This is a genomic window from Bradyrhizobium canariense (assembly GCF_018130465.1).
In the GTDB taxonomy this organism is placed as follows: domain Bacteria; phylum Pseudomonadota; class Alphaproteobacteria; order Rhizobiales; family Xanthobacteraceae; genus Bradyrhizobium; species Bradyrhizobium canariense_C.
Genome location: NZ_JAFCKJ010000014.1, coordinates 129,705 through 144,290, shown reverse-complemented (window position 1 = coordinate 144,290; position 14,586 = coordinate 129,705). Strand labels below are relative to the sequence as shown.

At 62.9% G+C, this 14,586-nt stretch carries 24 protein-coding genes; all 24 read left to right on the top strand.

Translation table 11 applies throughout. The annotated features are described in order from the left end of the window. The first annotated feature begins 7 nt into the window (after nucleotides 1–7). A complete protein-coding gene (gene fusA, locus JQ591_RS29205) occupies nucleotides 8–2,080 on the top strand; it encodes an elongation factor G (protein WP_211399437.1) in 2,073 nt (690 codons plus the stop codon). Between the two features lie 40 nt (nucleotides 2,081–2,120). Further along, the gene (gene tuf, locus JQ591_RS29200) at nucleotides 2,121–3,311 is read left to right on the top strand and encodes an elongation factor Tu (protein WP_018456453.1); all 1,191 of its coding nucleotides are present in this window, start codon (nucleotides 2,121–2,123) and stop codon (nucleotides 3,309–3,311) included. 82 nt (nucleotides 3,312–3,393) lie between these two features. After that, on the top strand, nucleotides 3,394–3,702 hold the full coding sequence (gene rpsJ / locus JQ591_RS29195) for a 30S ribosomal protein S10 (RefSeq protein ID WP_002712302.1): 309 nt from the start codon (nucleotides 3,394–3,396) through the stop codon (nucleotides 3,700–3,702). A 53-nt stretch (nucleotides 3,703–3,755) separates the two neighbouring features. After that, the gene (rplC, locus tag JQ591_RS29190) at nucleotides 3,756–4,469 is read left to right on the top strand and encodes a 50S ribosomal protein L3 (RefSeq protein WP_007603016.1); all 714 of its coding nucleotides are present in this window, start codon (nucleotides 3,756–3,758) and stop codon (nucleotides 4,467–4,469) included. A gap of 1 nt (nucleotide 4,470) precedes the next feature. Then, the gene (gene rplD / locus JQ591_RS29185; protein WP_211399436.1) at nucleotides 4,471–5,091 is read left to right on the top strand and encodes a 50S ribosomal protein L4; all 621 of its coding nucleotides are present in this window, start codon (nucleotides 4,471–4,473) and stop codon (nucleotides 5,089–5,091) included. Next, nucleotides 5,088–5,390, top strand: a complete 303-nt coding sequence (locus tag JQ591_RS29180; protein WP_007603019.1) for a 50S ribosomal protein L23 — start codon at nucleotides 5,088–5,090, stop codon at nucleotides 5,388–5,390. The genes rplD and JQ591_RS29180 overlap by 4 nt, the downstream gene beginning before the upstream one ends. Before the next feature lie 12 nt (nucleotides 5,391–5,402). Beyond that, nucleotides 5,403–6,236, top strand: coding sequence for a 50S ribosomal protein L2 (gene rplB / locus JQ591_RS29175; protein WP_007611609.1), 834 nt, complete (start codon nucleotides 5,403–5,405; stop codon nucleotides 6,234–6,236). Nucleotides 6,237–6,248: 12 nt separating this feature from the next. Then, entirely contained in the window at nucleotides 6,249–6,527 is a 279-nt protein-coding gene (gene rpsS / locus JQ591_RS29170) for a 30S ribosomal protein S19 (RefSeq protein ID WP_007603021.1), read from the top strand. A 10-nt stretch (nucleotides 6,528–6,537) separates the two neighbouring features. Continuing rightward, nucleotides 6,538–6,924, top strand: a complete 387-nt coding sequence (gene rplV, locus JQ591_RS29165; protein WP_092034894.1) for a 50S ribosomal protein L22 — start codon at nucleotides 6,538–6,540, stop codon at nucleotides 6,922–6,924. Between the two features lie 18 nt (nucleotides 6,925–6,942). Further along, the gene (gene rpsC, locus JQ591_RS29160; RefSeq protein WP_007611608.1) at nucleotides 6,943–7,668 is read left to right on the top strand and encodes a 30S ribosomal protein S3; all 726 of its coding nucleotides are present in this window, start codon (nucleotides 6,943–6,945) and stop codon (nucleotides 7,666–7,668) included. Nucleotides 7,669–7,700: 32 nt separating this feature from the next. Beyond that, nucleotides 7,701–8,114 carry a 50S ribosomal protein L16 gene (gene rplP / locus JQ591_RS29155; RefSeq protein WP_007603024.1) on the top strand — a complete coding sequence of 138 codons (414 nt, stop codon included), beginning with the start codon at nucleotides 7,701–7,703 and terminating at the stop codon, nucleotides 8,112–8,114. 5 nt (nucleotides 8,115–8,119) lie between these two features. After that, nucleotides 8,120–8,326 (top strand): 50S ribosomal protein L29, encoded by a 207-nt coding sequence (gene rpmC / locus JQ591_RS29150; protein ID WP_007603026.1) that lies wholly within the window; start codon nucleotides 8,120–8,122, stop codon nucleotides 8,324–8,326. Nucleotides 8,327–8,339: 13 nt separating this feature from the next. Further along, complete coding sequence (rpsQ, locus tag JQ591_RS29145; RefSeq protein WP_007603028.1) at nucleotides 8,340–8,588, top strand: 30S ribosomal protein S17; 249 nt, start codon at nucleotides 8,340–8,342, stop codon at nucleotides 8,586–8,588. Between the two features lie 83 nt (nucleotides 8,589–8,671). Then, complete coding sequence (gene rplN / locus JQ591_RS29140; RefSeq protein ID WP_007603030.1) at nucleotides 8,672–9,040, top strand: 50S ribosomal protein L14; 369 nt, start codon at nucleotides 8,672–8,674, stop codon at nucleotides 9,038–9,040. Further along, a complete protein-coding gene (rplX, locus tag JQ591_RS29135; protein WP_211399435.1) occupies nucleotides 9,040–9,354 on the top strand; it encodes a 50S ribosomal protein L24 in 315 nt (104 codons plus the stop codon). The genes rplN and rplX overlap by 1 nt, the downstream gene beginning before the upstream one ends. After that, complete coding sequence (gene rplE / locus JQ591_RS29130; RefSeq protein WP_211399434.1) at nucleotides 9,347–9,904, top strand: 50S ribosomal protein L5; 558 nt, start codon at nucleotides 9,347–9,349, stop codon at nucleotides 9,902–9,904. The genes rplX and rplE overlap by 8 nt, the downstream gene beginning before the upstream one ends. Nucleotides 9,905–9,950: 46 nt before the next feature. Continuing rightward, nucleotides 9,951–10,256 (top strand): 30S ribosomal protein S14, encoded by a 306-nt coding sequence (gene rpsN, locus JQ591_RS29125; protein ID WP_007611604.1) that lies wholly within the window; start codon nucleotides 9,951–9,953, stop codon nucleotides 10,254–10,256. Between the two features lie 14 nt (nucleotides 10,257–10,270). Continuing rightward, the gene (rpsH, locus tag JQ591_RS29120; protein WP_007603034.1) at nucleotides 10,271–10,669 is read left to right on the top strand and encodes a 30S ribosomal protein S8; all 399 of its coding nucleotides are present in this window, start codon (nucleotides 10,271–10,273) and stop codon (nucleotides 10,667–10,669) included. Nucleotides 10,670–10,685: 16 nt separating this feature from the next. Continuing rightward, on the top strand, nucleotides 10,686–11,219 hold the full coding sequence (gene rplF, locus JQ591_RS29115) for a 50S ribosomal protein L6 (protein ID WP_007603035.1): 534 nt from the start codon (nucleotides 10,686–10,688) through the stop codon (nucleotides 11,217–11,219). An 11-nt stretch (nucleotides 11,220–11,230) separates the two neighbouring features. Further along, entirely contained in the window at nucleotides 11,231–11,593 is a 363-nt protein-coding gene (gene rplR, locus JQ591_RS29110) for a 50S ribosomal protein L18 (protein WP_007603036.1), read from the top strand. A 47-nt stretch (nucleotides 11,594–11,640) separates the two neighbouring features. Beyond that, a complete protein-coding gene (gene rpsE / locus JQ591_RS29105) occupies nucleotides 11,641–12,228 on the top strand; it encodes a 30S ribosomal protein S5 (protein WP_211399433.1) in 588 nt (195 codons plus the stop codon). A 25-nt stretch (nucleotides 12,229–12,253) separates the two neighbouring features. Further along, nucleotides 12,254–12,460, top strand: coding sequence for a 50S ribosomal protein L30 (rpmD, locus tag JQ591_RS29100; RefSeq protein ID WP_211399432.1), 207 nt, complete (start codon nucleotides 12,254–12,256; stop codon nucleotides 12,458–12,460). Between the two features lie 75 nt (nucleotides 12,461–12,535). Continuing rightward, nucleotides 12,536–13,021 carry a 50S ribosomal protein L15 gene (gene rplO, locus JQ591_RS29095; protein ID WP_007611602.1) on the top strand — a complete coding sequence of 162 codons (486 nt, stop codon included), beginning with the start codon at nucleotides 12,536–12,538 and terminating at the stop codon, nucleotides 13,019–13,021. Between the two features lie 152 nt (nucleotides 13,022–13,173). Beyond that, nucleotides 13,174–14,505, top strand: coding sequence for a preprotein translocase subunit SecY (secY, locus tag JQ591_RS29090; RefSeq protein ID WP_007611601.1), 1,332 nt, complete (start codon nucleotides 13,174–13,176; stop codon nucleotides 14,503–14,505). The last annotated feature ends 81 nt before the right edge of the window (nucleotides 14,506–14,586 follow it).

The following is a 14,586-nucleotide window of genomic DNA, read 5'->3' as shown; positions in this document are numbered from 1 at the left end:
ACACTCCATGCCCCGCGTTCATGCCATAGAGAATTACCGCAACTTCGGTATCATGGCGCATATCGATGCCGGCAAGACCACGACCACCGAGCGCATCCTCTATTACACCGGCAAGAGCCACAAGATCGGCGAAGTGCACGAAGGTGCCGCGACGATGGACTGGATGGAGCAGGAGCAGGAGCGCGGCATTACAATTACGTCGGCCGCGACCACCGCGTTCTGGGAAGGCAAGCGTCTCAACATCATCGACACTCCCGGCCACGTCGACTTCACCATCGAAGTCGAGCGCAGCTTGCGCGTGCTCGACGGCGCCGTCTGCGTGCTCGACTCGAACCAGGGTGTCGAGCCCCAGACCGAGACGGTCTGGCGCCAGGGCGACAAGTACAAGGTTCCGCGCATCGTCTTCGCCAACAAGATGGATAAGACCGGCGCTGACTTCTACAAGTGCATGCAGGACATCATCGATCGCCTCGGCGCAAAGCCGATCGCGATCCAGCTTCCGATCGGCTCCGAGAACAACTTCAAGGGTCTGGTCGATCTCGTCCGTATGAAGGGCGTGGTCTGGGAAGAAGAGAAGCTCGACGCCAAGTTCGTGGACATCGATATTCCCGAGGACATGGTCGAGAAGGCCAAGGAATATCGCGAGAAGCTGTTGGAAGCCGCCGTCGAACTCGACGACGACGTTCTCGCCGCTTACCTCGACGGCAAGGAGCCCGATGAGGCGACGTTGAAGCGCTTGATCCGCAAGGCCGTGCTGACTGGCGCGTTCTTCCCGGTATTGTGCGGCTCGGCGTTCAAGAACAAGGGCGTGCAGCCCTTGCTCGACGCGGTCGTGGATTATCTGCCGTCGCCGGTCGACGTGCCCGCCATCAAGGGCGTCGATGAAGACGGCAACGAGATCGTTCGCCTGCCGGACGACAAGGAGCCGCTGGCTCTGTTGGCGTTCAAGATCATGGACGACCCGTTCGTCGGCACCATCACCTTCTGCCGCATCTATTCCGGCACGCTGCTGTCGGGCACCGGCGTCATCAATTCGACGCGCGACCGCAAGGAGCGCATCGGCCGCATGCTGCTGATGCATGCGAACAACCGCGAAGACATCAAGGAAGCCTATGCCGGCGACATCGTTGCGCTGGCAGGCCTGAAGGAAGCGCGCACCGGTGACACGCTGTGCGATCCCGACAAGGCGGTGATCCTCGAAAAGATGGAATTCCCGGAGCCGGTCATCGAGATCGCGATCGAGCCGAAGTCCAAGGCCGACCAGGAAAAGCTGGGCGTGGCGCTGGCGAAGCTCGCCGCGGAGGATCCGTCCTTCCGCGTGTCGACCGACCAGGAGTCCGGCCAGACCATCCTCAAGGGCATGGGCGAACTCCATCTCGACATCAAGGTCGACATCCTCCGCCGCACCTACAAGGTCGATGCCAACATCGGCGCGCCGCAGGTGGCGTTCCGTGAGCGCGTCACCAAGAGGGCCGAGGTCAAGTACACCCACAAGAAGCAGACCGGCGGTACCGGTCAGTTCGCCGAGGTCTCGATCATCGTCGAGCCGAACGAGCCCGGCAAGGGCTACGAGTTCGAGTCCAAGATCGTCGGCGGTGCGGTTCCGAAGGAATACATCCCCGGCGTCGAAAAGGGCCTCAACAGCGTGATGGGCTCTGGTGTCGTCGCGGGCTTCCCCGTGGTCGACGTCAAGGTTCAGCTCGTCGATGGCAAGTATCACGACGTCGACTCGTCGGCGCTCGCCTTCGAAATCGCATCGCGTGCTGCATTCCGCGAAGCCTTGCAGAAGGGCAAGTCCGTCCTGCTCGAGCCGATCATGAAGGTCGAAGTGGTGACCCCGGAAGACTACACCGGCTCGGTCATCGGCGACCTGAATTCCCGGCGCGGTCAGATCCAGGGTCAGGACATGCGCGGCAACGCCAACGTCATCAACGCAATGGTGCCGCTCATGAACATGTTCGGTTACGTGAATAACCTGCGCTCGATGAGCCAGGGTCGCGCGACCTTCACCATGCAGTTCGACCACTACGCAGAAGCGCCGGCCAACGTGTCGGCAGAAGTCCAGAAGAAGTTTGCCTGATTGTCGTCGGTCTCGAACTGACGATTGAACGGAGAGTCAAATGGCCAAAGCAAAGTTTGAACGTAACAAGCCGCACTGCAACATCGGCACCATCGGTCACGTCGACCATGGCAAGACGTCGCTGACCGCGGCGATCACCAAGGTCCTCGCCGAAGCCGGCGGCGCGACGTTCACCGCGTACGACCAGATCGACAAGGCGCCGGAAGAGAAGGCGCGCGGCATCACGATCTCGACGGCGCACGTCGAATACGAGACCAAGAACCGCCATTACGCGCACGTCGACTGCCCCGGCCACGCCGACTACGTGAAGAACATGATCACCGGCGCCGCCCAGATGGACGGTGCGATCCTGGTCGTGTCGGCCGCTGACGGTCCGATGCCGCAGACCCGCGAGCACATCCTGCTCGCCCGCCAGGTCGGCGTTCCCGCGCTGGTCGTGTTCCTCAACAAGTGCGACATGGTCGACGATCCGGAGCTGCTCGAGCTCGTCGAGCTCGAAGTCCGCGAACTGCTCTCGAAGTACGAATTCCCGGGCGACACCATCCCGATCATCAAGGGCTCGGCGCTCGCCGCTCTCGAAGATTCCGACAAGACGCTCGGCCATGACGCCATCCTCGAGCTGATGAAGCAGGTCGACGCTTACATTCCGCAGCCGGAGCGTCCGGTCGACCTGCCGTTCCTGATGCCGGTTGAAGACGTGTTCTCGATCTCGGGCCGCGGCACCGTCGTGACCGGCCGTGTCGAGCGCGGTATCGTCAAGGTCGGCGAGGAAATCGAGATCGTCGGTCTGCGCGCCACGCAGAAGACCACGGTCACCGGCGTCGAAATGTTCCGCAAGCTGCTCGATCAGGGCCAGGCCGGCGACAACATCGGTGCGCTGCTTCGCGGTACCAAGCGCGAGGACGTCGAGCGCGGCCAGGTGCTGTGCAAGCCGGGTTCGGTCAAGCCGCACACCAAGTTCAAGGCTGAGGCCTACATCCTCACCAAGGAAGAGGGCGGTCGCCACACCCCGTTCTTCACCAACTACCGTCCGCAGTTCTACTTCCGCACCACCGACGTGACCGGTGTCGTGCATCTGCCGGAAGGCACCGAGATGGTGATGCCGGGCGACAACATCGCGATGGAAGTGCACCTGATCGTGCCGATCGCGATGGAAGAGAAGCTCCGCTTCGCGATCCGCGAAGGTGGCCGTACCGTCGGCGCCGGCGTCGTCGCCTCGATCATCGAGTAATTACGAGAATAGGGATCGGCGAATAGCGAATGTGACATTCGCTATTCGCTATTCGCCACCCCACTGAAGAAAGACCACGGCAATGAACGGCCAAAATATTCGTATCCGTCTCAAGGCGTTCGACCATCGTATCCTCGATACGTCGACCCGCGAGATCGTGAACACGGCGAAGCGCACCGGTGCGCAGGTCCGCGGACCCATTCCGCTGCCCACCCGCATCGAGAAGTTCACCGTCAACCGTTCGCCGCACGTCGACAAGAAGAGCCGCGAGCAGTTCGAGATGCGCACCCACAAGCGCCTGCTCGACATCGTCGATCCGACCCCGCAGACCGTCGATGCTTTGATGAAGCTCGACCTGGCCGCCGGTGTCGACGTCGAGATCAAGCTCTAAGATTTTTGGATCACGTTCGCGACTAGCGGACAGAAAGAACAGGAAGCACGCCGATGCGCTCCGGAGTGATCGCACAAAAGGTCGGGATGACGCGGGTCTTTACAGAGGCCGGCGAACATATCCCCGTGACCGTGCTGAAGCTCGGCAATTGCCAGGTCGTAGGCCACCGCACCGAAGAAAAGAACGGTTATGTCGCGCTCCAGCTTGGTTCTGGCAGCCGCAAGACCGTTTACATGCCCAAGGCGGAGCGCGGCCAGTTCGCGGTCGCCAAGGTCGAGCCGAAACGGCAGGTCGAGGAATTCCGCGTCTCTGCGGATCAGATGATCCCCGTCGGTGCCGAGATCCTGGCCGACCACTTTGTCGTCGGTCAGTTCGTCGACGTCACCGGTACCTCGGTCGGTAAGGGTTTTGCCGGCGGTATGAAGCGCTGGAACTTCGGCGGTCTGCGCGCCACCCACGGCGTGTCGGTCTCGCACCGTTCGATCGGTTCGACCGGTGGCCGTCAGGACCCGGGCAAGACCTGGAAGAACAAGAAGATGCCCGGTCACATGGGCGTCGACCGCATCACCACGCTCAACCTTCGGGTCGTTCAGCTCGATGTCGAGCGCGGTCTGATCCTCGTCGAAGGCGCCGTTCCCGGCTCCAAGGGCGGCTGGATCCGTGTGCGCGACGCCGTCAAGAAGCCGCTGCCGAAGGAAGCTCCGAAGCCCGGCAAGTTCAAGGTTGCTGGCGAAGCGGACGCTGCTCCGGCTGCGCAGGAGGCGTGAGATGGAATTGAAGGTCACGACCCTCGAAGGTAAGGAAGCCGGCTCGGTCCAGCTTTCCGACACCATTTTCGGCCTCGAGCCGCGCCAGGACATCATTGCACGTTGCGTGCAGTGGCAGCTCAACAAGCGCCAGGCCGGTACACACAAGGCCAAGGGCCGCGCCGAGATCTGGCGCACCGGCAAGAAGATGTACAAGCAGAAGGGCACCGGCGGTGCTCGTCACGGCTCGGCGCGCGTGCCGCAGTTCCGCGGCGGTGGCCGTGCCTTCGGTCCGGTGGTGCGTTCGCACGCCACCGACCTGCCGAAGAAGGTCCGTGCGCTCGCCCTTAAGCATGCGCTCTCGGCCAAGGCCAAGGACGGCGATCTCGTCGTGATCGACAAGGCCGCGCTGGAAGCTGCCAAGACCAAGGCGCTGCTCGGTCATTTCTCCGGTCTGGGCTTGACCAACGCGCTGATCATCGACGGCGCCGAGCTCAACAACGGCTTCGCCGCTGCGGCCCGCAACATCCCGAACATGGACGTGCTGCCGATCCAAGGCATCAACGTCTATGACATCCTGCGCCGTCGGAAGCTTGTTCTGACCAAGGCCGCCATCGATGCGCTGGAGGCGCGCTTCAAATGACGAAGAACATCGAGCCTCGCCATTACGACGTGATCCTGTCGCCGGTCGTGACCGAAAAGGCCACGATCGCCTCGGAGCACAACAAGGTGCTGTTCAAGGTGGCTGCGAAGGCGACCAAGCCGCAGATCAAGGAAGCGATCGAGAAGCTGTTCGACGTCAAGGTCAAGAGCGTCAACACGCTGGTCCGCAAGGGCAAGACCAAGATCTTCCGCGGCAATCTCGGCTCGCAGTCGAACTCAAAGCGCGCGATCGTGACTCTCGAAGAGGGTCACCGGATCGACGTGACCACCGGTCTGTAAGGTCGTACGACGATGGCACTGAAGACATTCAATCCCACGACGCCGGGCCAGCGCCAGCTGGTCATGGTCGATCGTTCGGCCCTCTACAAGGGCAAGCCGGTCAAGGCGCTCACCGAAGGCAAGCACTCCTCTGGCGGCCGCAACAACACCGGTCGCATCACCGTGCGCTTCCGCGGCGGCGGTCATAAGCGGACGCTGCGTACCGTCGACTTCAAGCGCGACAAGGTCGATGCGCCCGCGACGGTCGAGCGGCTGGAATATGATCCGAACCGCACCGCGTTCATCGCGCTCGTCAAGTACGAAGACGGCACCCAGGCCTATATCCTGGCGCCGCAGCGCTTGGCCGTCGGCGATTCCGTCGTTGCCGGCAACTATGTCGACGTGAAGCCGGGCAATGTCATGCCGCTCGGCAACATGCCGGTCGGCACGATCATCCACAACATCGAGGTCAAGATCGGGAAGGGCGGCCAGCTCGCCCGTTCCGCGGGCACCTACGCCCAGCTCGTCGGTCGCGACCAGGACTACGTGATCATCCGCCTGAATTCGGGCGAACAGCGCCTGGTGCACGGCCGTTGCCGCGGCACGATCGGCGCGGTGTCGAACCCGGATCACATGAACACCTCGATCGGCAAGGCCGGCCGCAACCGTTGGCTGGGCCGCAAGCCGCACAACCGCGGCGTTTCGATGAACCCGATCGACCATCCGCACGGCGGTGGTGAAGGTCGTACCTCGGGCGGTCGCCACCCGGTTACTCCGTGGGGCAAGCCGACCAAGGGCAAGAAGACCCGCTCCAACAAGTCGACCAACAAATTCATTCTCCTAAGCCGCCACAAGCGGAAGAAGTAAGGAACGCCGGACATGGTTCGTTCAGTCTGGAAAGGCCCGTTCGTCGAGGGTTCTCTGCTCAAGAAGGCAGATGCCGCGCGTTCGTCCGGCCGTCACGACGTCATCAAGATCTGGAGCCGTCGCTCGACGATCCTGCCGCAATTCGTCGGCCTGACCTTCGGCGTCTACAACGGTCAGAAGCACGTGCCGGTGGCCGTCAACGAGGAAATGGTCGGTCACAAGTTCGGCGAGTTCTCGCCGACCCGGACCTTCCATGGCCACTCCGGGGACAAGAAAGCCAAGAAGGCTTGAGGATTAAACGATGAGCAAACCTAAGCGCGAACGGAGCCTTGCCGAGAACGAGGCCAAGGCGGTCGCCCGGATGCTGCGGGTGAGCCCGCAGAAGCTCAACCTGGTCGCCCAGCTCATTCGCGGCCGGAAGGCGGCTTCTGCGCTCGCCGACCTGCAGTTTTCGCGCAAGCGGATCGCGGTTGACGTGAAGAAGTGCCTGGAATCGGCTATTGCCAACGCCGAGAACAACCACGACCTCGACGTGGACGATCTCGTCGTGGCGCAGGCCTTCGTCGGCAACGGCCTCGTGATGAAGCGCTTTGCCGCCCGCGGCCGTGGCCGTTCGGGTCGCGTCTACAAACCATTTTCACAGCTGACGATCATCGTTCGTCAGGTCGAAGCCGAAGCAGCGGCTTAAGGGACGCAGGAGAACACGATGGGTCAAAAGATCAATCCGATCGGTCTGCGTCTTGGCATCAACCGGACTTGGGATTCCCGCTGGTACGCCGGCAAGCAGGAATACGGCAAGCTGCTGCACGAAGACGTCAAGATCCGTGAGATCCTGCACAAGGAGCTCAAGCAGGCGGCTGTCGCCCGCATCGTGATCGAGCGTCCGCACAAGAAGTGCCGCGTCACCATCCACTCGGCTCGTCCGGGCGTGGTGATCGGCAAGAAGGGCGCCGACATCGACAAGCTGCGCAAGAAGGTCGCGGACATCACCTCGTCCGACGTCGTCATCAACATCGTCGAGATCCGCAAGCCGGAGCTCGATGCGACGCTGGTGGCCGAGTCGATCGCGCAGCAGCTGGAGCGCCGCGTGGCGTTCCGCCGCGCCATGAAGCGCGCCGTTCAGTCGGCGATGCGTCTCGGCGCGGAAGGCATCCGCATCAACTGCTCGGGACGTCTGGGCGGTGCGGAAATCGCGCGCATGGAGTGGTACCGCGAAGGTCGCGTGCCGCTGCACACGCTGCGCGCAGACATCGACTACGGCGTTGCGACCGCGTTCACGACCTTCGGCACCTGCGGTGTCAAGGTCTGGATCTTCAAGGGCGAGATCCTCGAGCACGATCCGATGGCCCAGGACAAGAGAATGGCCGAAGGTGAGACTGGTGGCGGCGGCGATCGCGGCGGCCGGCAGCGCCGTGACAACGCTGCGGCCTGACGCCAGCACAGAGAATTTGAGGGCTTGAAGCCATGATGCAACCTAAGAAAACGAAGTTCCGGAAGGCGCATAAGGGCCGTATCCACGGCGTTGCGTCTTCGGGCGCGACGTTGGCGTTCGGCCAGTTCGGCCTGAAGGCGACCGAGCCTGAGCGCGTCACCGCGCGCCAGATCGAGGCCGCTCGCCGCGCGCTGACCCGCCACATGAAGCGCGCCGGCCGCGTCTGGATCCGCATATTCCCCGACGTTCCCGTGTCGAAGAAGCCTGCCGAAGTCCGCATGGGCTCCGGCAAGGGCGCGCCGGAATTGTGGGTCGCGCGCGTCAAGCCGGGCCGGGTGCTGTTTGAGATCGACGGCGTCAACACCCAGACGGCGCGTGAAGCGCTGACCCTGGCGGCAGCCAAGCTGCCGATCAAGACGCGCTTCGTCGAGCGCATTGCGGAGTAATGGCCATGGCCCAGATGAAGATCGAAGACATCCGCGCGTTGAGCCCCGATCAGCAGGATGACGCCATCCTGAACCTGAAGAAGGAGCGCTTCAACCTGCGCTTCCAGCGCGCCACCGGGCAGCTCGAGAACACCTCGCGCCTGCGCGAGGCCCGCCGTGACATCGCCCGGATCAAGACCGTCGCCGCGCAGACGCGCGCGAAGAAGAAGTAAGAGGCTTACGAATATGCCGAAACGTACTTTGCAGGGCGTGGTCGTCAGCGACAAGCAAGCCAAGACCATCGTGGTGCGCGTCGATCGCCGCTTCACACACCCGATCTACAAGAAGACGATCCGCCGTTCGAAGAACTACCACGCGCACGACGAGAGCAACGAATTCAAGCCGGGCGACATGGTGTGGATCGAGGAATCGAAGCCGATTTCGAAGTTGAAGCGCTGGGTCGTGATCCGGGGCGAACACAAGAAAAGCGCCTGATCTGTCGGCTTTAGCCGACTGACTTCAGGGAAATGTTGAGCGCCGGCTGGGCTGGCGCAAAGAGAAGAGGACGAGGTGCATCAATGATTCAGATGCAGACCAACCTCGACGTGGCCGACAATTCTGGCGCACGCCGTGTCATGTGTATCAAGGTGCTCGGAGGCTCCAAGCGCCGCTACGCCACGATCGGCGACATCATCGTCGTTTCGATCAAGGAAGCGATTCCGCGTGGCAAGGTGAAGAAGGGCGACGTGATGAAGGCCGTCGTGGTGCGCGTCCGCAAGGACATCCGCCGCGCTGACGGTTCGGTCATCCGCTTCGACCGCAACGCCGCCGTTCTGATCAACAACCAGTCCGAGCCGGTCGGCACCCGTATCTTCGGGCCCGTACCGCGCGAGCTGCGCGCCAAGAACCACATGAAGATCATCTCGCTCGCGCCGGAGGTGCTGTGATGGCTGCGAAGATCCGCAAGGGCGACAAGGTCGTCGTGCTGACCGGTCGCGACAAGGGCCGCACCGGCGAAGTGTTCGAAGTGCGTCCCGTCGCCGGCACCGCGCTCGTGCGCGGCATCAATATGGTCAAGCGTCACCAGAAGCAGACGCAGGCCCAGGAGGGCGGCATCATCTCGAAGGAGTCGCCGATCCAACTGTCCAACATCGCGTATGTCGGCAAGGACGGAAAGCCGACCCGCGTGGGATTCAAGATTCTGGCGGACGGCAAGAAGGTCCGCATCGCCAAGAGCTCGGGAGCTGAGATCGATGGCTGAGGCCGCTTACACGCCGCGCCTGCGCGCGGAATACGACGCGAAGATCCGGACGGAAATGACCGAGAAGTTCGGTTATGAGAACGTCATGCAGGTTCCGCGTCTGGACAAGGTCGTGCTGAACATGGGCGTTGGCGATTCCGTCAACGACCGCAAGAAGGCCGAGACCGCCGCTGCAGAATTGACCCAGATCGCCGGCCAGAAGGCGATCGTGACCTATTCGCGCATCGCCATCGCGACCTTCAAGTTGCGTGAGAACCAGCCGATTGGCTGCAAGGTCACGCTGCGCAAGGCCCGCATGTACGAGTTCATCGATCGCCTGGTGACGGTCGCGCTGCCGCGCGTCCGCGACTTCCGCGGCTTGAACCCGAAGAGCTTCGACGGCCGCGGCAACTACTCGCTCGGCCTCAAGGAGCACATCATTTTCCCTGAGATCGACTTCGACAAGGTCACGGAAGCTCGCGGTATGGACATCACCGTCTGCACCACGGCCAAGACCGACGACGAGGCGAGGGCCTTGTTGACCGCTTTCAATTTCCCGTTCCGGCAGTGAGACGCTGACCTAAAGCCTCTCAAACGCGGATACCCAGGAGCCAAGCATGGCAAAGAAGAGTTCAATCGAGAAGAACAACCGGCGCAAGCGGATGACGAAGAACGCCGCCCCGAAGCGCGAGCGGTTGAAGGCGATCATCGCCGACAAGACGTTGCCGATGGAGGAGCGGTTCGCCGCGACCCTGAAGCTGGCGGAAATGCCGCGCAACTCGTCGGCGACCCGCATCCGTCTGCGTTGCGAGCTGTCGGGCCGTTCGCGCTCGAACTATCGCTTGACCAAACTGTCCCGTATCGCAATGCGGGACCTTGGCTCCAAGGGCATGGTCCCGGGCCTCGTGAAGTCCAGCTGGTAAGGGGGGTCGTTTAGATGTCTACGCACGATCCAATCAGCGATCTGATCACCCGCATCCGCAACGCGCAGATGCGCTCCAAGAACAAGGTCTCCACGCCTGGCTCGAAGATGCGCGAGAACGTGCTCGAGGTGCTGAAGAGCGAAGGCTACATCCGCGGTTACGCAACGCTCGAGCACTCCTCGGGCCGCAGCGAGATCGAGATCGAGCTGAAGTATTTCGACGGCGAGCCCGTTATCCGCGAGATCGAGCGTGTCTCCAAGCCCGGGCGTCGTGTTTACGCCTCGGTGAAGAACCTGCCGCGGGTCAATAACGGACTCGGCATTTCGGTGTTGTCGACACCGAAGGGAATCATGGCCGACCACAGTGCGCGTGAAGCGAACGTGGGCGGTGAAGTTCTCTTCACGGTGTTCTGAGAAGGATTTTTGATCCATGTCACGTGTTGGCAAAAGGCCGGTTGCGGTGCCGTCGGGTGTGACCGCGACCGTCGACGGGCAGACCGTCAAGATGAAGGGGCCGAAGGGCCAGCTTCAGTTCGTCGTCCATAACGACGTCGAGGTGAAGCTCGACAACGGCCAGGTCAAGGTGAACCCGCGGGTCGAGACCAACCGCGCGCGGGCCCTGTACGGGACCGCTCGCGCCCAGGTCGCGAATCTGGTCGAAGGCGTCACCAAGGGCTTCGAGAAGAAGCTCGAAATCACCGGCGTCGGTTACCGCGCCGCGCTGCAGGGCAAGAACCTGCAGCTCGCGCTCGGCTACAGCCACGATGTGGTCTACGCGATCCCGGAAGGGATCACGATCACCGTGCCGAAGCCGACCGAGATCACGGTGACCGGCAGCGACATCCAGCGCGTCGGCCAGGTCGCCGCCGAGATTCGCTCCTATCGTCCGCCGGAGCCCTACAAGGGCAAGGGCGTGAAGTATGTTGGCGAATTCATCTTCCGCAAGGAAGGCAAGAAGAAGTAACGGAGCCGGTCATGTCGAAAGCCAAGGTTACGAATGCCCGGCGCAAGCGCAGTGTACGGCTGAAGCTGCGCCGCTCGGGTGGCGGCCGTCCGCGCCTGTCAGTGTTCCGCTCGTCCAAGCACATCTACGCCCAGGTCATCGACGACCTGAAGGGCGAGACGCTGGCCTCTGCCTCATCGCTCGAGAAGTCGATGCGCGATGGCGGCAAGACCGGCGCCGACATCGATGCGGCGAAGGCGGTCGGCAAGCTGCTGGCCGAGCGCGCCGCCGAGAAGGGTGTCAAGGAAGTCGTGTTCGATCGCGGCAGCTATCTCTATCACGGGCGCGTCAAGGCTCTTGCCGACGCGGCGCGTGAGAGTGGGCTGAGCTTCTAACAGAATTTGAGGATTGAGGCGTAAGCCTCTGAAGGACTGGAAAAACCATGGCAGAACGCGAACAACGTGGTGGACGCGATCAACGCGGCGGCGGACGTGAACGCAGGGAGGAGCGCGACAGCGAGTTCGTCGACAAGCTCGTCCACATCAATCGCGTGGCCAAGGTCGTCAAGGGCGGCAAGCGCTTCGGTTTCGCAGCGCTGGTCGTGATCGGCGACCAGAAGGGCCGCGCCGGCTTCGGTCACGGCAAGGCGCGCGAAGTGCCTGAGGCGATCCGCAAGGCAACCGAGTCCGCCAAGCGCAACCTGACCCGCGTGTCGTTGCGCGAGGGCCGTACGCTGCATCACGACATCGCTGGCCGTCATGGCGCGGGCCGTGTTTACCTGCGCGCAGCTCCGGCCGGTACCGGCATCATCGCGGGTGGTCCGATGCGCGCCGTGTTCGAGACGCTCGGCGTCCAGGACGTGGTTGCGAAGTCGATCGGCTCGTCGAACCCGTACAACATGGTTCGCGCGACCTTCGATGCGCTGAAGCATCAGGATTCGCCGCGCTCGGTCGCTGCCCGCCGCAACATCAAGGTGTCCACCCTTCAGTCCCGCCGTATCGGTGGCGACGCTGAGGCGGCTGCCGAATAACGGAAGCTTTTCGGAGTAGACTCCCATGGCCAAAAGTGCCGTTACGACCGCAAAGACGATCAAGCTCGAGCAGACCGGCAGCGCGATCCGCCGCCATCACTCGCAGCGTTCGACGCTGATCGGGCTCAAGCTCAACAAGATCGGCCGCACCAGCGAACTGCCGGACACCCCGGCGGTCCGCGGCATGATCCTGAAAGTTCACCATCTCGTTCGCATCGTCGACGAGAAGTAAGCAAAGGCGCACGATCCCGAAAAGCGGGAACCCGTTTTCGGTGAAGGTCATGCGCAAGAAACAAGGAGCAGGGCGATGAAGCTCAGCGATATCGCCGACAATGCCGGCTCGCGCAAGAAGCGTATGCGCGTCGGCCGCGGCATTGGTTCGGGCAAGGGCAAGCAGGCCGGCCGCGGTGGCAAGGGCCAGACCGCGCGTTCGGGCGTGCGCATCAAGGGTTTCGAAGGCGGTCAGATGCCATTGCATCGCCGTCTGCCCAAGCGCGGCTTCAACAACATCTTCCGCATCGAGTTCGCCGAGATCAATCTCGACCGGCTCCAGGACGCGGTCGATGCCAAGAAGATCGACGCCGGCAGCGTTGTGAACGTCGAATCGCTGGTCAAGGCCGGCGTGCTGCGCCGCGCCAAGGGTGGCCTGCGGCTGCTCGGCCGCGGCGAGTTCAAGGCCAAGCTCAACATCGAAGTGCACGGCGCCTCGAAGACCGCGATCGCGGCAGTCGAGAAGGCCGGCGGCTCGGTGAAGATCCTCGCGCCTGCCAAGGAAGAAGGCGAGGCGGCGTAACAACTGCGTCATTGGCCCGCGGCTCGCGGGCCTTTACGCATGCGGGACGATGGACTTATCGAAGCCGTAGCCCCAGATAATGTCCGGTGTCCGGTATAATGTAGCCCGGCCGCGGGCATAACGGCGCAAAAGGCGGCGGGAGAAAGTCCAAGATGGCCTCTGCAGCGGAACAACTGGCAGCCAATCTCAATTTCGGTGCGTTTGCCAAGGCCGACGAACTGAAGAAGCGCATCTGGTTCACCCTGGGCGCGTTGCTCGTTTATCGGCTCGGGACCTACATCCCGCTGCCCGGCATCGATCCCAACATCTGGGAGCAGGTGTTCCGGTCCCAGGCGGGCGGCATCCTCGGCATGTTCAACATGTTCGCCGGCGGCGGCATTCACCGCATGGCGATCTTTGCGCTGAACATCATGCCGTACATCTCGGCCTCGATCATCATCCAGCTCCTGACCACCGTCTCGCCGCAGCTCGAGGCGCTGAAGAAGGAAGGCGAGTCCGGCCGCAAGCTGCTGAACCAGTACACCCGCTATCTCACGGTGATCCTGGCCGCGTTCCAGTCCTACGGCATCGCGGTGGGCCTCGAGGGCGCCGGCAACGTCGTCAGCGACCCCGGCATGTTCTTCCGCCTGTCCACGGCGATCACGCTGACCGGCGGCACCATGTTCCTGATGTGGCTGGGCGAGCAGATCACCTCGCGCGGCATCGGCAACGGCATTTCCCTGATCATTCTGTCCGGCATCGTCGCCGAGCTGCCCGCAGCGCTCGCCAACATGCTCGAGCTTGGCCGTCAGGGTGCGATGTCGACCGGCCTGATCCTGGTCGTCATCATCATGGCGGTGGCCGTGATCGCCTTCATCGTGTTCGTGGAGCGCGCCCAGCGCCGGCTCTTGATCCAGTATCCGAAGCGCCAGGTCGGCAACAAGATGTTCGAGGGCCAGTCCTCGCATCTGCCGCTCAAGCTCAACACCTCGGGCGTGATCCCGCCCATCTTCGCGTCCTCCCTGCTGCTGCTGCCGACCACGGTTGCGAACTTCAACGCGGGCAGCGGGCCGGAATGGTTCCAGTGGATCAACACCCAGCTCGGCCACGGCCGTCCGCTGTTCCTGATCATGTATCTGGCGCTGATCGTGTTCTTCGCGTTCTTCTACACCGCGATCGTGTTCAACCCGACCGAGACCGCGGACAATCTGAAGAAGCACGGCGGCTTCATTCCGGGCATCCGTCCCGGCGAGCGCACCGCGGAATATATCGACTACGTGCTGTCGCGGATCACCGTGCTCGGCGCGGTCTATCTGGCGATCGTCTGTTTGATCCCGGAAATCCTGATCTCCTACGCGTCGGTGCCATTCTACTTTGGCGGCACCTCGCTGCTGATCGTCGTCAGCGTCACCATGGACACGGTGGCGCAGGTGCAGGGCTATCTGCTGGCGCATCAGTACGAAGGCCTGATCCGGAAGTCGAAGCTGCGCGGCCGCCGCCGTTAAGCGCGGCGTCCTCGCGGGCGGCGCAACTGCGCCGCCGATTCGCCGCGCGAGCAACGCGCGGCGCCCGTGGGGGCGGCGAGC

What these genes read in the sequence shown, in the direction of transcription:
- rpsC (WP_007611608.1), top strand. Translation starts at nt 6,943, where the DNA reads ATGGGTCAAAAGATCAATCCGATCGGTCTGCGTCTTGGCATCAACCGG.
- rplE (WP_211399434.1), top strand. Translation starts at nt 9,347, where the DNA reads ATGGCTGAGGCCGCTTACACGCCGCGCCTGCGCGCGGAATACGACGCG.
- rpmD (WP_211399432.1), top strand. Translation starts at nt 12,254, where the DNA reads ATGGCCAAAAGTGCCGTTACGACCGCAAAGACGATCAAGCTCGAGCAG.
- rplF (WP_007603035.1), top strand. Translation starts at nt 10,686, where the DNA reads ATGTCACGTGTTGGCAAAAGGCCGGTTGCGGTGCCGTCGGGTGTGACC.
- rplP (WP_007603024.1), top strand. Translation starts at nt 7,701, where the DNA reads ATGATGCAACCTAAGAAAACGAAGTTCCGGAAGGCGCATAAGGGCCGT.
- rplN (WP_007603030.1), top strand. Translation starts at nt 8,672, where the DNA reads ATGATTCAGATGCAGACCAACCTCGACGTGGCCGACAATTCTGGCGCA.
- rplB (WP_007611609.1), top strand. Translation starts at nt 5,403, where the DNA reads ATGGCACTGAAGACATTCAATCCCACGACGCCGGGCCAGCGCCAGCTG.
- rpsS (WP_007603021.1), top strand. Translation starts at nt 6,249, where the DNA reads ATGGTTCGTTCAGTCTGGAAAGGCCCGTTCGTCGAGGGTTCTCTGCTC.
- rplV (WP_092034894.1), top strand. Translation starts at nt 6,538, where the DNA reads ATGAGCAAACCTAAGCGCGAACGGAGCCTTGCCGAGAACGAGGCCAAG.
- rpsQ (WP_007603028.1), top strand. Translation starts at nt 8,340, where the DNA reads ATGCCGAAACGTACTTTGCAGGGCGTGGTCGTCAGCGACAAGCAAGCC.
- rplO (WP_007611602.1), top strand. Translation starts at nt 12,536, where the DNA reads ATGAAGCTCAGCGATATCGCCGACAATGCCGGCTCGCGCAAGAAGCGT.
- rplC (WP_007603016.1), top strand. Translation starts at nt 3,756, where the DNA reads ATGCGCTCCGGAGTGATCGCACAAAAGGTCGGGATGACGCGGGTCTTT.
- rpmC (WP_007603026.1), top strand. Translation starts at nt 8,120, where the DNA reads ATGGCCCAGATGAAGATCGAAGACATCCGCGCGTTGAGCCCCGATCAG.
- rpsJ (WP_002712302.1), top strand. Translation starts at nt 3,394, where the DNA reads ATGAACGGCCAAAATATTCGTATCCGTCTCAAGGCGTTCGACCATCGT.
- tuf (WP_018456453.1), top strand. Translation starts at nt 2,121, where the DNA reads ATGGCCAAAGCAAAGTTTGAACGTAACAAGCCGCACTGCAACATCGGC.
- rplX (WP_211399435.1), top strand. Translation starts at nt 9,040, where the DNA reads ATGGCTGCGAAGATCCGCAAGGGCGACAAGGTCGTCGTGCTGACCGGT.
- rpsE (WP_211399433.1), top strand. Translation starts at nt 11,641, where the DNA reads ATGGCAGAACGCGAACAACGTGGTGGACGCGATCAACGCGGCGGCGGA.
- rpsN (WP_007611604.1), top strand. Translation starts at nt 9,951, where the DNA reads ATGGCAAAGAAGAGTTCAATCGAGAAGAACAACCGGCGCAAGCGGATG.
- secY (WP_007611601.1), top strand. Translation starts at nt 13,174, where the DNA reads ATGGCCTCTGCAGCGGAACAACTGGCAGCCAATCTCAATTTCGGTGCG.
- rplD (WP_211399436.1), top strand. Translation starts at nt 4,471, where the DNA reads ATGGAATTGAAGGTCACGACCCTCGAAGGTAAGGAAGCCGGCTCGGTC.
- fusA (WP_211399437.1), top strand. Translation starts at nt 8, where the DNA reads ATGCCCCGCGTTCATGCCATAGAGAATTACCGCAACTTCGGTATCATG.
- JQ591_RS29180 (WP_007603019.1), top strand. Translation starts at nt 5,088, where the DNA reads ATGACGAAGAACATCGAGCCTCGCCATTACGACGTGATCCTGTCGCCG.
- rplR (WP_007603036.1), top strand. Translation starts at nt 11,231, where the DNA reads ATGTCGAAAGCCAAGGTTACGAATGCCCGGCGCAAGCGCAGTGTACGG.
- rpsH (WP_007603034.1), top strand. Translation starts at nt 10,271, where the DNA reads ATGTCTACGCACGATCCAATCAGCGATCTGATCACCCGCATCCGCAAC.